14 protein-coding genes are annotated in these 14,447 nt (G+C 31.6%); 4 read left to right on the forward strand and 10 right to left on the reverse strand.

Annotated features, from left to right (window positions below):
• Positions 1-48: 48 nt before the first annotated feature.
• The 3 genes from OF897_RS06725 to ppk1 form a co-directional block, all read right to left on the reverse strand.
• Positions 49-585, reverse strand: a complete 537-nt coding sequence (locus tag OF897_RS06725) for a hypothetical protein (RefSeq protein WP_267264923.1) — start codon at positions 583-585, stop codon at positions 49-51.
• A 123-nt stretch (positions 586-708) separates the two neighbouring features.
• Entirely contained in the window at positions 709-1,593 is an 885-nt protein-coding gene (locus tag OF897_RS06730) for a Ppx/GppA phosphatase family protein (protein ID WP_267264924.1), read from the reverse strand.
• A 121-nt stretch (positions 1,594-1,714) separates the two neighbouring features.
• The gene (gene ppk1, locus OF897_RS06735) at positions 1,715-3,787 is read right to left on the reverse strand and encodes a polyphosphate kinase 1 (RefSeq protein WP_267264925.1); all 2,073 of its coding nucleotides are present in this window, start codon (positions 3,785-3,787) and stop codon (positions 1,715-1,717) included.
• A gap of 278 nt (positions 3,788-4,065) precedes the next feature.
• Between ppk1 and OF897_RS06740 the strand changes: the two genes are divergently transcribed.
• From OF897_RS06740 to OF897_RS06755, 4 genes are all read left to right on the forward strand, one after another.
• On the forward strand, positions 4,066-5,292 hold the full coding sequence (locus OF897_RS06740) for a zinc-dependent metalloprotease (protein ID WP_267264926.1): 1,227 nt from the start codon (positions 4,066-4,068) through the stop codon (positions 5,290-5,292).
• A gap of 155 nt (positions 5,293-5,447) precedes the next feature.
• On the forward strand, positions 5,448-7,337 hold the full coding sequence (gene dnaK / locus OF897_RS06745; RefSeq protein ID WP_267264927.1) for a molecular chaperone DnaK: 1,890 nt from the start codon (positions 5,448-5,450) through the stop codon (positions 7,335-7,337).
• 348 nt (positions 7,338-7,685) lie between these two features.
• The gene (locus tag OF897_RS06750; RefSeq protein WP_267264928.1) at positions 7,686-8,297 is read left to right on the forward strand and encodes a DUF4142 domain-containing protein; all 612 of its coding nucleotides are present in this window, start codon (positions 7,686-7,688) and stop codon (positions 8,295-8,297) included.
• Between the two features lie 324 nt (positions 8,298-8,621).
• Positions 8,622-8,786, forward strand: coding sequence for a hypothetical protein (locus OF897_RS06755; protein ID WP_267264929.1), 165 nt, complete (start codon positions 8,622-8,624; stop codon positions 8,784-8,786).
• Positions 8,787-8,954: 168 nt separating this feature from the next.
• On the opposite strand, the gene OF897_RS06760 is transcribed toward OF897_RS06755, so the two are convergent.
• The 7 genes from OF897_RS06760 to OF897_RS06790 all read right to left on the reverse strand — a co-directional run bounded on the left by OF897_RS06760 (position 8,955) and on the right by OF897_RS06790 (position 14,320).
• Positions 8,955-9,533, reverse strand: a complete 579-nt coding sequence (locus OF897_RS06760) for an NAD(P)H-dependent oxidoreductase (protein ID WP_267264930.1) — start codon at positions 9,531-9,533, stop codon at positions 8,955-8,957.
• A 59-nt stretch (positions 9,534-9,592) separates the two neighbouring features.
• Positions 9,593-10,204, reverse strand: a complete 612-nt coding sequence (locus tag OF897_RS06765; protein WP_267264931.1) for a Crp/Fnr family transcriptional regulator — start codon at positions 10,202-10,204, stop codon at positions 9,593-9,595.
• Positions 10,205-10,243: 39 nt separating this feature from the next.
• Positions 10,244-11,302: a serine hydrolase domain-containing protein gene (locus tag OF897_RS06770; RefSeq protein WP_267264932.1), complete on the reverse strand. Its 1,059-nt coding sequence runs from the start codon at positions 11,300-11,302 to the stop codon at positions 10,244-10,246.
• Positions 11,303-11,431: 129 nt separating this feature from the next.
• The gene (locus OF897_RS06775; RefSeq protein WP_267264933.1) at positions 11,432-12,586 is read right to left on the reverse strand and encodes a helix-turn-helix domain-containing protein; all 1,155 of its coding nucleotides are present in this window, start codon (positions 12,584-12,586) and stop codon (positions 11,432-11,434) included.
• 114 nt (positions 12,587-12,700) lie between these two features.
• On the reverse strand, positions 12,701-12,994 hold the full coding sequence (locus tag OF897_RS06780) for a DUF3817 domain-containing protein (protein WP_267264934.1): 294 nt from the start codon (positions 12,992-12,994) through the stop codon (positions 12,701-12,703).
• A 54-nt stretch (positions 12,995-13,048) separates the two neighbouring features.
• On the reverse strand, positions 13,049-13,492 hold the full coding sequence (locus tag OF897_RS06785) for a DUF1801 domain-containing protein (RefSeq protein ID WP_267264935.1): 444 nt from the start codon (positions 13,490-13,492) through the stop codon (positions 13,049-13,051).
• A 78-nt stretch (positions 13,493-13,570) separates the two neighbouring features.
• On the reverse strand, positions 13,571-14,320 hold the full coding sequence (locus OF897_RS06790) for a hypothetical protein (RefSeq protein WP_267264936.1): 750 nt from the start codon (positions 14,318-14,320) through the stop codon (positions 13,571-13,573).
• Positions 14,321-14,447: the final 127 nt, after the last annotated feature.

The raw sequence follows: 14,447 nt of genomic DNA on the forward strand, positions 1-14,447 counted from the left end.
ACTAAAAATTATACATGGTTCAACTTTTTCGAAAGTTAGCAATAACGCTTATTTGAATTTTTCTTTTCCTTTATATAGATTTTCAGGAATATCGGAAATAATCAAAATTCCATATTTTTTACCAGATATTTTGTACTGTTTTAATAATTCTTCCGAGTTCAGAATCTTTACACTTTTGAACGTTTTATCATTAATTAATGCTAAGTCTCCTTCATAATTTTCAGATAGTACTTTCCCATTTAACAAATACTGTATATCTTCTTTAGGTTCAGTGTCAATAATTTTTTTAAATTCAGCGGATTTGGTTTTGAAATAGTTTTGATAACGTTTTTCACTAAAAGGTTTTGTTTCTATGTATATAACTCCATCTCTGCCATCTTCACCAAATAAATCTGTAGCCTCTTTGTCTTTATAAACTGTAAATAAACTTATCACTTTTGGATCATATTTTTGCATTTCCGAAGAATGTACATTTAAACTATCAATAAAAATAATTGGATTATTACCAATTTTTTTTATTACTCGCTTAGGGGATTGTGAAAAGCACAATGAAAAACAAAAGAAAGTGAAAAATAAATATTTCATGATTTATAAAATTGTTTTGTAGGTATTATAGATATTTAGCAGAGATATGTACTGCATAAATAACTATTCTATAAAATTGCATAATTATTATAAGTGCAATAGCTAATAGCTAATTTCATCAAATTACTTCTTCCCCGAAACTTTATCATAAATATTATGAATCAAACCATCCGCAACAGAAATTTTCGGAACAAAAATTTTGTTGATTTCAGACCAGGTCATTATATTGTTGTAAATTTTCAAAGCGTGAGCTAAAACATCGGCGCGATCTTGTCTCAGATTATGTTTCGTCATTCTTTCGTCAACGGTAAGAACGCTTAATTCTTTGTACACTTTTTTTAGATAAGAAGCAACCATTGGTTTTCCGTCTTTGGTTTTACTCATCGAAAAAACTTTGTTGATATTTCCTCCGGATCCGATGGCTACAATTGGTTTTTTGCTGACAATATGAGATTTAATTTCTTCTTTCATCTCTTTCCAATTGTCTTCAGTAACAAGGTTATTCAGCAAACGGATTGTTCCGATGTTGAAAGATCTTTCGTAAACCATTTTTCCGTTTTCGTAGAAAGTAAGTTCGGTAGAACCCCCTCCAACATCTACATAAAGATAAGCAAAATCTTTATCAAGTCCTTCTGCGACGTGGTTTTCGTAAATTAAGGTAGCTTCTTCGTCTCCGGAAATAATTTCAATATTAATATCTGAAGTTTCTTTTACAATTTGAATAATTTCCTGTCCGTTTTCGGCATCACGCATTGCACTCGTTGCACAGGCGCGATAATGTTCCACTTTATAAATACTCATCAAATCGCTGAAAATTCTCATAGTATCGATGACCATTTTTTCTCTTTCTTCGCCGATTTTTCCGAGAGTGAAAACATCCATTCCCAATCTCAGTGGAACTCGTAAAAGATTAAGTTTAATAAATTCGGGTTCTCCGTTTTGGATTTTTACCTCGTTTATTAAAAGTCGTGCTGCATTACTTCCTATGTCTATCGCTGCAATAATCATGTTTTATGATGTATTTTATTGAAATTCAGTGATTTATTTAAATTTTTGAAAACTTTAAAGTCGAAATTTACAAAAATTATTCTCTTTTTGAATTGATAAATTTCAGCTTTCTGATGATCGGTTATTTCTTTGAAGTCTTAGCTTTCAGATATCTATATGTTTCAATCTGAGAACGGCAATCTTTTTCATCGTTTTTAATGTATTCGTTGCTCAGTTTTTTATCTAAAATTCTGGCTTTCATATTATCGTTCAGTTGAATATTCAGAATATCTTTTAGCTCCTTTTTAAGATTTTTATCGGTGATTTTTGCAGCAGCCTCAATTCTGTAATCCAGGTTTCTGTTCATCCAGTCTGCTGATGAAATGTATATGTCTTCAGAACCTTTATTATAAAAATACATTACTCTTGCGTGCTCCAGATATTCATCAACGATACTGATTGCCTTGATTTTTTGTTTAAAATCTTTCTGATTAACCGCACAGTAAATTCCTCTTACGATTACTCTTATTACTACGCCGGCTTCTGCCGCTTCATATAATTTTATAATTAAAGCTCGATCGCTTACTGAATTGGCTTTAATAATCATTTCAGCTTTTCTTCCTGCTTTTGCCTCTTCAATCTCTTTGTCAATATGTTGCATGATTTTTTCACGCATAAACTGCGGACAAACCATTAAAGATTTACATGTTTTTAATACCGTTAAATAATCCTCTTTCGGTTTTTTAAGAACATTAAAAACTTTATTAATATCTGCCATAATTCCACGGTCGGAAGTCATAATTAAATGATCACCGTAGATTTTCGCCGTTTTTTCGTTAAAATTTCCGGTGCTCACGAATCCGTATTGCAGAGTCTTGTTATTTGCACGTTTTTTAATCACACACAATTTAGCATGAACTTTTTTATCTGGAATTCCTATTAAAACATTGATTCCTTCAGGTTCAAACATTTCTTTCCACATCAAATTTGATTCTTCATCAAATCTTGCCTGAAGTTCAAGCATAACCGTCACTTCTTTACCATTTCTTGCCGCATAAATCAAAGCATTACTGATTTTTGAATTGCTCGCCAAACGATAAGCCGTAATCTGAATCGATTTTACATCAGGATCCATCGCTGCTTCACGAAGAAGATCAATTACGGGAGTGTAAGTATGATATGGGAAAGAAAGCAAAACATCATTCTTTAAAATAACATCGGTAACTCTTTCTCCATGTTCAAAAGCCTGATGTGTGAATGAAGTTCTTTCGACAGGTTTTTTATAATATTCAAAAACATCCGGAAAATCCATGAAATGTTTGAAATTATGAATTTTTCCACCTGGAATAATGCTGTCTCTTTTGCTTAAATTTAATTTTCTAATTAAAAGTTCAAGCAAAGCTTTATCCATATCTTTATCGAAGACAAATCTTGTAGGTTTTCCTTTTCTACGGTTTTTAAGTCCTTTTTCTATTTTTTCTGCGAAATTGGTTTTGATATCGTTATCAATATTCATTTCGGCATCTTTTGTTACTTTAAATGCATTTGCAGCAAACTCGTCATATCCGAAATAAGAGAAAATATGTGGAAGGTTAAACGTAATTACATCTTCCAAAAGCATCACATTTTTTTCTTCCGGATTTTCAGTAGGCAACAAAACAAATCGCCCCACAAAACGCGAAGGAATTTCAATAATCGCATAATTACTGTGATAATTCCAGTCTTTTTTTCTCATGGCAACACCTAAATAAAGACTTTTGTCTCTCATATAAGGCATTGGCGTGTTTTCGTGAAGAAGAATCGGGATTACATTAGCTTCTACTACTTCATCAAAATATTGTCTTACAAATTCTTTTTGTTTTGCACTTAAATTTTTTGAAGTTTTAATCGAAACCTTATGATCTGCCATTTCAACCTGAATTCTTTTCCAGGTTCTGTCAAAATCGGCTTGTTGAGTAATTACAATTTCGTTGATTCTCTGAAGAATTTTTGAAGGCGGTTGATAAAAAGATTCGGCAATAACCTTTTCTTTAAAATCCATTGCACGCTTTAAACCTGCAACACGCACTCTGAAAAATTCATCTAAATTATTTGAAAAAATCCCGAGAAAACGAATTCTGAGGTGAAGCGGCACATTTTCGTCCATTGCTTCCTGCAAAACTCTTTCGTTGAATGATAACCATGTAATATCTCTGGGATTAAAATGTAATGACATATTTGTGAGTAAAATTTCTCAAAAATAGTCATTGTCTATTATTTATACACTTATTTTCATATTAAGCTTTAATTAAATGTTAAAATTTGTTTTTTAATAAATTTCCTTGGTTTTATTTTACTTTGAATAATGTTATGTATTTCACATTTATAATTGTCATTTATAATTAATTTGATAATTTTATTGTATTATTAGTTTGATAAATGTTATTTATGATTTTAAATGTCTTTTTGTAGTATTATATTTAATTTCTACATTCGCTCATTAAATTAATTAGAATGAAAAAATATCTATTATTCCTTGCGGTTCTTTTAATTGCAAATGTTAATGGACAAAGATTTTGCGGTACAGATCAAAAAATGAATGAGTTCTTCGCAAATAATCCTAATGCATTAGCGAAGAAGCAGGATTTAAGAAACTATTTAACAACGAAGAATACAACTGCGAAAAATACGCAAACAGTTGTAACGATTCCTGTTGTAGTACATGTTTTGTATAAAAATGCAGCTCAGAATATTTCTGATGCTCAAATTGCCTCTCAGATTGCTGTACTTAATGCTGATTTTAGAAAATTAAATTCGGATTACAGTTCTGTAGTTCCAGATGCTTTTAAACCTTTTGCGGCAGATATGGAGCTTGTTTTTTGCATGGCGACTAAAAAAAGTGATGGTAGTTCTACAACGGGTATTGAAAGAAAATCTGTTGCAACGAGTTTTAGTTTTCCTAATAATTATTACCAGTCTTCAGGGCTTGTTGCTTGGGATCCTACGAAATATCTTAATATTTGGGTGGGAGATATGCCTAATCCTTACTTAGGATGGGCTTATTTACCGGATGCTGCAGGGTATGCTTTTGACGGATTAGCAATTGGCTATAATTATTTTGGAACAACTGGTGCTGCGCAATATCCTTATAACGGAGGTAGAACTGCAACACACGAAATTGGTCATTATTTTGGACTTTTACATCCATGGGGAGAAGATGGCAGCGCTTGTGGAACAGCAGATAATGATGATGGTTGTGCTGATACGCCTGCTATTTCTGATGCTCATTACGGTGGGAATGTTTTTCCAGATAATGCATATACTTGTGTGCCTTCGGCAAATGGAGCAATGTTTATGAATTTTATGGATTATGTAACAGATACAGAAATGGCTCTTTTTACAAATGATCAAAAAACGATTAAAACCAACACAATGAATGGTCCAAGAGCTAGCCTGCTAAATTCCAACGCTTGTAGTTTCTTATCTGTAAATAATATTGAGAAAGTAAATTCTATCAATTTATTTCCTAATCCTACAACGCAGTATATTTCTATTGCATCTCCATTAGCTAAAATTAATGAAGTTGAAATATTTAATGCTGAGGGAAGATTAGTTAAAAAAGCTACAATAAATAATGAAACTGATAAAATTGATGTTAGAGATTTTGCAACAGGTGTTTATTATGTAAGAACTTATAATAATAAAGAGTTTGTTAAGTCTATGAAGTTCATTAAAAAATAATCGGAAATTTCTTCCAATATTTTATATTAAAAAACCTCGATTTTATCGAGGTTTTATTTTTAGTATGTCAATTTGTCATAAAAAAACAAATGGTATAAATATTGAGAATGTGAGAGTGTTATTAAAATTTAAAAATTAGAAAAAATATAAATATTATGAGTAAAATAATCGGAATCGATTTAGGTACAACAAACTCTTGTGTTGCTGTAATGGAAGGGAAAGACGCTGTTGTAATTCCTAACGCAGAAGGTAAAAGAACGACGCCATCTATCGTGGCATTCACAGAAGATGGAGAAAGAAAAGTAGGTGACCCTGCTAAAAGACAAGCCGTAACAAACCCTACAAAAACGGTTTATTCAATCAAAAGATTTATCGGAACTCATTTCAAAGATGATTCTGCTGAAATCTCAAGAGTACCTTATAAAGTAGTTGCTGGACCAAATGATACTGTAAAAGTAAAAATCGACGACAGAGAATATACACCACAGGAAATTTCTGCAATGACGCTTCAGAAAATGAAGAAAACTGCTGAAGATTACCTTGGTCAAGAAGTAACAAGAGCGGTAATCACTGTTCCGGCTTACTTCAACGATGCGCAAAGACAAGCTACAAAAGAAGCTGGAGAAATTGCAGGTCTTAAAGTAGAAAGAATCATCAATGAGCCTACAGCAGCAGCTTTGGCTTATGGAATGGATAAGTCTCACAAAGACCAAAAAATCGCAGTTTACGATTTAGGTGGTGGTACTTTTGACGTTTCTATCCTTGATTTAGGAGATGGAGTTTTCGAAGTATTGTCTACAAATGGTGATACGCACTTAGGAGGTGATGATTTTGATGATGTAATTATCAACTGGATGGCAGACGAATTTAAATCTGAAGAAGGTGTTGACTTAAAATCTGATGCAATTGCATTACAAAGATTGAAAGAAGCAGCTGAAAAAGCAAAAATCGAGTTGTCTTCTTCTCCTCAAACTGAAATTAACCTTCCTTATATTACAGCTACAGCTACGGGTCCTAAACACTTAGTGAAGACTTTAACTAAAGCTAAATTCGAGCAGTTATCTGCAGACTTGGTAAGAAGATCTATGGAGCCTTGTAAAAAAGCGCTTTCTGATGCAGGTCTTTCTATCTCAGATATTGACGAAGTAATCTTGGTAGGTGGTTCTACAAGAATCCCAATTATCCAAGAAGAAGTTGAGAAATTCTTCGGTAAAAAGCCTTCAAAAGGAGTTAATCCAGATGAGGTTGTTGCAATCGGTGCAGCTATTCAAGGTGGAGTTTTAACTGGAGATGTTACAGATGTACTTTTATTAGATGTTACACCACTTTCTTTAGGTATCGAAACAATGGGTTCTGTTTTCACTAAATTGATTGAAGCAAACACTACAATTCCGACTAAAAAATCTGAAGTATTCTCTACAGCTTCTGACAATCAGCCGGCTGTAAGCATCAGAGTTGGACAAGGTGAAAGACCAATGTTTAACGACAACAAAGAGATTGGTAAATTTGATTTAACAGATATTCCACCAGCACAGAGAGGAGTTCCTCAGATTGAAGTTACTTTCGATATCGATGCAAACGGAATCTTGAGCGTTTCTGCTAAAGATAAAGGAACTGGTAAAGAGCAGTCTATTAAAATTCAGGCATCTTCAGGTCTTTCTGACGAAGAAATCGAAAGAATGAAAAAAGAAGCTCAGGAAAACTCTGCAGCAGATAACAAGAGAAAAGAAGAAGTGGAAATCTTCAACAAAGCTGACGGATTGATTTTCCAAACTGAAAAGCAATTGAAAGAATTTGGTGATAAATTGTCTGCTGACAAAAAAGCAGCCATCGAAACTGCTCACGCAGAATTGAAAACCGCTTTCGAAGCTAAAAATGGAGATGATGTAAAAGCTAAAACAGAAGCTCTAGATGCAGCTTGGATGGCAGCTTCTGAAGAAATGTATGCACAAGGTCAAGGTGCAGATGCAGGAGCTCAACAAGGTCAAGGTCAGGCAAACGGAGCAGAAGATGTTCAGGATGCAGATTTTGAAGAAGTTAAGTAATTTAACATCAATTTATAAATAATAAACCGCTGTAAATGTAATGTTTACAGCGGTTTTGTTTTGATTATTAAAGAATGGGTAAAATAAATTTAGCATATTGAGTATTTACGAATAGACAAAATTAAATTCTATTGATGCAGATTACCCAATCTTATGACTGCGGTCATATAAATAGTTGGATGTTAGTTTTTAAATTTGACAGTCACCAATCAAATATCTATATGAGTACACAATTTCAAAATTGTCAGAAAAAGTCTTATTTCTGCTGTAAAGATTTTTTATCATATATACTTCTTTATTGATTTGTGAATAACACTACATTTAATTATCAAACCAAATAAATTATTTATGAAAAAATCAATTGTAATGCTTTTAGCAGTCGCTACGGTAATGTCGTGCAACAAAAAGGAATCTACAACAGTTAATGAATCAAGTGATTCTATGGAAATGTCAACTCCAACTGATTCAACTCCTGTGACCAGTGATTCGGTTTCTACTTCTGCAAACAGTTCAGCAGCAGTTTCTCTTAACGATCAAGATAAAAAATTTGCTGATGCTGCAGCGAAAGGCAGTATGATGGAAGTAATGGCAGGAAAATTGGCGATGCAAAATGCAACCAATGCTACTGTAAAAACATTGGCTGAAATGATGGTAGAAGATCATACCAAAGCAAATGACGAATTGAAACAGTGGGCCTCTGCAAATTCTTATACTTTACCTTCTGCGGTAGATGCTGATCAACAAAAAAAATATGATGAGTTAAAAGCCAAAAAAGGTACAGAATTCGACAAGATGTATACAGATATGATGGTAAATGATCATAAGAAAACAATTGCTGATTTTAAAAAGGAATCTGCTGAAGGATCAGAAACTTCTCTGAAAGCTTTTGCATCGAAAACCATTCCTGCTTTGGAGCATCACTTAATGGAATCTGAAACAGCAAAAAAAGCTGTAAAATAATTTTTATCTCTCATTCTTAAAAATGATCCCACCGAAATGTGGGATTATTTTTTTTATATTAGATTGCAACATCTGAAATGTAATAAGTTTATTAAATGTAAAGCTTCAATTATTTGTTGTCAATGCAGGCATTCATATTCAAACCTAAGAAGTAAGAATATATTATGTTATGACGCAGATTATACTGACAATGATTTCTACTATTTTTTTCGTTTTAAAAACCCTTTTTTACATTAATTTAAATTTTAAATACCACAGATTTCAAAATTGGTTTTGGTTGGTACAGAATTAGATTACTTCCGGTATAAACCTAAATCAATTAATATGAAACTATCTACAGAATCCGAGAACATTGCTTCTCACTACACAAGAGAAATTGAGCGTCAAAAAGCAATTAAAGCTTTAGAAAAGGCAAAAGCTATTAAAAGGAAAGTTGTATTTCTGCCACAGGGCGCTACAGGAAATATAAATATCCGTGAGATATTTTAGTTAACATAAAAAACAGCTGAATTTTTTCAGCTGTTTTTTATTCTTAAATATTTATCATGAAAAAGTTTTCTATGTGAAATTTATACTTACTAAACATACAGAGAGTTGCACTATCAAACTCTTGTTTCAATCATTAGATCTTTAAACAATAAAAGTAGAATAAAATTTTCACTTATTATTTTGCCCTAAAATTCTAATCTCATTTAACCATTTCGCTCGCATTTTTTCATCAGAAGTCTTAACGATACCAATATAAGTTACTTTTACAGGATTAATTCCGCAAAATTGAAGTGTTGATTTTTTTAGTTGATTTACGCTTGGTCTGCCAAATAAAAGTCTGTAAATCCAGCCTGGTTGGTCGAGCGTTGTTATTATTCTTGCAGATTTTCCTTTCAATAATTTATCCCAAAAAATAGAATTTTCTCGGTATTGAAAAGCAAATCCCGGTAAAAAAAGTCTGTCTATAAATCCTTTGGTAATCGCAGGTAAACCGCCCCACCAAACAGGATGTACCCAAACCAAATGATCTGCCCATTTTATAGTTTCCCAAGCTTCGAGCAAGTCTGGCTCTAATTCGGTTCTTTTTTGATAACCAAATTGCAGATTAGGATTGAAATTTAAATCAGCAATCAAAATTTCTCTCACTTCAGCTTTTGAATCTTCAGCTGCTTCTTTATAAGCTTTGACGATGCCAAAATTGAAAGAATCTTTATTTGGATGACCATTTATAACTACTATTTTTTTCATATTTATTGATTAATACAACAAAAATAGTTAGCGTGATTTTCCTGATGTAGGACAAATGTCTAAAAAGTAATTTCTTTCCTGATTCTGCTTAAATGTCTTTGAGTAATATTAAGGTAAGAAGCAAGATATTGTAGTGGAATTTGTTGTATAAATTCGGGTTGATTTTCAACTAATGCAGTATATCTTTGAATGGCAGTTTCTTTCTGAAGTTGAAAGATTCGCTTTTCCAGTTCAATGTAATTCTGTTCAGCAATTATTTTCAAAAACATCGTCCAATGATAACTGTTGGTGGTTAGTTTATCAATCGTATCTTTTCCGATGACCAATAATTCTGCAGATGAAATGGCTTGCAAGGTTTCCAAACTAGGATTTCCGGTGATAAATGAAGAATAAGAAGCAAGCATATCATTTGGAAATCTGAAACAATAGGTCATATCATTTCCTTCTGAAGTTGTATAGTATGAACGAAAAATTCCTGATTTTATAAAAGCAACTTCATTGCATTTTTCACCTTCATTTGCAAAGAAATCATTTTTTGCAAGTTTTCTGACTTCAAATAACTGAACCAAATCTCTAATCTCTTCTTCTTTAAATATATTGAAACTGCGAAAATATTCCTCAATCACTTTTTTATTTTTAAATACAAAATTACGGTTAAAGTTCTTTTTCATAATCAGAACAAATAAATCTTTCCAAAATATAAAACGGTTTTATTTCAAAACCGTTTCATAAATCTGATTCAACAAATCTTGTCTCATTTTTGAGTTTCTTTGATTTAAAAGAATGATAATTCCCCAATTCTTAGCTCTATTGTAGCAAATAATAGAAGATTGTCCCATAGAATCACCAGATTTCAGGAAAATGGTATCGTTGTCTGTAGTGCTAATGTTAAAACCTAACCCCATTTCACGTTTTTCATCTTTGTAATAGATTTTTTCGGCTAATAAAGCTGCGTTTGAAATTGAATTTTCATTCTTTAAAAGTGCTTTAAGATATTTCGTCATATCAGAAGCATTAGATTTTACCAATCCGGCAGGTGCAGTTACATTCCACAAGAGAAACTCTTGAGCACCTCCTTCAGGATTATAACCTGTAGTAATGTTTTTCACATTAAAATCTTGAGTCAATGTCTTAGTCATTTTTGCAGGTTTCAATATTTTTTCTCGGATAATTTCATCATAACTTTTACCATATATTTTCTCTAAAATTTGTCCTAATAAAGTAAAATTGATATTAGAATATCGGAATTTTCCATAATCGATGAGATCTGTAGATTGATTAATCATCGTTGCTAATGACTCTTTTGTAACACTGTTTATTGGTTGTTGAGAATTTATTTCAATCAGTTTTTGAAAATCAAAATCTGGTAAGCCAGACTGATGTGAAGCCAAATCTGATATTTTGATTTTGTTCTGAAGATTTTTTTGCAGAATATATTGTTTAGGAAGATAATTATCAATGTAATCATCCAGTTTTAATTTCTTTTCCAAAGAAGCCTGAGCAATCATATTTCCTGTTAAGATTTTGGTAATAGAAGCAATTTCGAAGATTGAATTTTTATCAATATCAACTTTACTTTTTTTACTCAGTTTTCCATAAGAAGTATAAAATTCTTTGTTGTTGCCGATAAAACCAACACTGATTCCGACGTCCGGGTTTTTATCATAACTGGCTTTAATAATAGAGTCAATTCTTTTAGAAAAGTCTTGGCAAAAAGCAAAATTACTAATGAATAATAATGCTGTTAAAAGTGTGAATGTAGTTTTCATTGTACCTTGTTTTAAGATTATGGTACAAATGTGCGGAAGAACAAAATTTTACACGACCGAATAAATACACTTAGACGAATTTCTACTAAAAAAATGAGTTCGAATGATGAAATATAAACGTACGAGTAATTACAAAGTTTTGTTTTGTAGTGTTTTACGATATGAGGTTGGTGTGTTTCCTGTATGTTTTTTGAAAGCGGTATTGAATGAAGACTTAGAATTAAATCCGACTTCGTACAAAATTTCGAGAACAGTAACTTTAGTTTTTGCTGGATTTTTTAAGATTTCCATAGCATATTCAATTCGATATGTATTTACAAAATCATAAAAATGCTGACCTAATTGATGGTTAATTAAAACCGATAATTCCCGAACAGGAATATTGATGTTTTCAGAAATATTTTGAATCGTAATTGATGGATCTAAAAATGGTTTTTCATCGCTCATATATTTCTTTAGTTTCAATAAATCTTCATTGTGTTCCTGTTCATTTATAAATGATTCTTCAGTCGTTTTTTGTTCTGAAATAATATCGGAAACGAGTTTTAGTTTAGAATTGATATTTCTGAATAAATCAGGATTATTCAGAGCTTTATACAAATACCAACAGACAATAAACATCTGCAAAACCAATCCGAAAATTTTTATCCATTCGGAAATCTCGGGATAATCTGAAAATTTAAAAATGTTTTTTATAAGAGCCACCGAATATAAAATTGTGATAACAACTGTAAATTGGAACAGCCAATGATAAGAATGAACATTTGTACCGGCGAAATTTTCCAGATAAAGTGTTTTTGTTCTTCTCAGTATCAGTAAAACAGCAATAATGTAGGCTGTTAACTGAATGTGTATGAAAATATGAATGAATTGAAATTCTATCATACTTTGTCGATTTTTGATAAAATCAAATTTAGAAATCAAATCGACGGAATAAAAATTCGGGATCAGGATAATATTTATCACTAAAAAGGGTAGAAGATGAAGCAAATGTTTGGATTTCAGCCTAAAATCTGAATAACAAACTGACATCACATACAGATAAAAAACAGGAATTTGTAAAAAGGCAAATGTACTTCTGAGCATTCCCAGATTTGAGGGTCTGTCAATAATCAAACTGAATATAGGCTCACTTACATCTATCGCAATAAGAATCAGATAGAATGCAAAAAGTGAATTGCTGAGTCTGTTTCTGTTCTTAACCGTGAGGAGAAAAAAGGCAAGAAAAAAAGAAATGAACAAAGAAATGACCGTTACAATAATTAACAAATTGCTTTTATCCATCAAGCTTTAACTTTAGTTTAATATTTCGTAAAGATAAAAGATTTAGCCAGAATTTTATTTCTTTAATAAGGGAAAATAAACGAAAGTAGTAAGCGATTTCGATACATTAAAATATCAATTACTTTTCGATTGATATTCTTTCTTTAAATTTTTATCTAAAATAAAAGGAACAAACGGTAAAACAGATCCGATAAGGTAGATTGCAATTCTTTTGAGGCTCCATCTGTATTTTATAGAAGCAATAATAAGAATGACCATGTAAACTAAGAATAAAACTCCGTGAATCCAGCCAAAATATTTTACAGGCTCTGAAATATTAAGAATATATTTTATAGGCATCGCAATGAAGAGTAAAATTAAATAAGAAATTCCCTCGATAATTGCTATTCTACGGTAAATGTTGATCATGTTGTCAATTTGTTTGTTGGATTACTTGGTGAAAAGTTAGAATATTTTTTATAATTAATCGGAAATTCTGCAGGCACATTCATTATTTTCGCTGACATATTTGATGGTTGCTTTGCTTAAAATTTCTAAAATCTCAAGATTTAAATCGGATAATTTTTTGAAATAAATACAGGCTTTTGCCATTTTAATTTTCCCCAATTTTTCTAGCAGTTTTTGATTTTCATCTCCGGGAGCTGCAACATAGAGTGAAAACTGTGCTTTTCTAGGTGAAAAACCTATAATCATAGCATCTCCTTCGTGTCCACTTGCATATTTGTAGTGATAGCTTCCAAAACCAATCATCGTTGGTCCCCACATTTTGGGTTCAAAACCTGACCATTTTTTCATAAGCTCAATAAGCTGAAAACTGTCTTGTTTTTTCTGCTCGTTATCAACAAATGAGTTAATGAAATCCGTAACATCAACATGGGTTTCTGTGGTTTTATTTTTTGTTGCCATTTTTTATTGATCAAGGAAATTGATGTTTTTAAATTTTAGATCAAATCTTCTCGCAAAATATTAAAATGATATCTTAAATCATAAAAATCGTCTAAAATTTTGGCAATATTTGCTTTTTCCAATATCTGTAATTCTGTCATTTATAGCATTGTTTGTTCTTAAAATATTCATGTCATTTTCATTGAGCAGAACTTTTCTGATTTCAAAACTTTCATCAATATAAGTGTTAAAATGCAGTCCGTTAAGCATTCTGATATCAACGTTATCTTCATTGAAAATCTTACTCAATACTTCAGAGATTTCTTTAATTTTAAATGAATCTAAAATTTCACTTTTTAAGAAACTTGTTTTGTATTGACGACTGTATTCAACAGAATTTCCTGAGATTCGATTTGCTAAATTGCTGTTAAAAATGAAAATATCAGGATCAAAACAGCTTATCAAAGCCTTCATAGTTGCCTCAAAAAAATGTTTGGCTTGGGTGTCGATAATATGAATTCCAATATTGGTTATCTTAAACTGAAGTTTTACCCTTTCTCCTTTTATTCCGGATACATAATTGGAGAAAAATGACAGTGCCGATTCTACAACAGGAATATGTCCGAAGTTAAAAGGAATCTGATGCTCATTAACATTCCATATTACCTCTGATGTATATTCCATACCTTGACTAATAGTAAGTTCAATATGAGCATAACCACTTCTACCACCATTAAACCTTGCAACTAAGCCTTTTCCCTGTAACGGTGTGAGTTCCCATGCTTGAATGAGGTGATTTATTTTGCCTAAAACATCTGCATGATAATAGTTTTTAAGGGGATGTGTCATTTTAAAGTTTAATTCAATAATGAAGAATTGATTTTCAAATCTAATACTATTTTATCTAAAACTCTTTTTCTGAAGTGCATATTTTCTTGAATAAAAATGAGGTAAAACCTTAAAGATTAGAGTAGCT

Source organism: Chryseobacterium formosum, from assembly GCF_026460885.1.
Taxonomy (GTDB): domain Bacteria; phylum Bacteroidota; class Bacteroidia; order Flavobacteriales; family Weeksellaceae; genus Chryseobacterium; species Chryseobacterium formosus.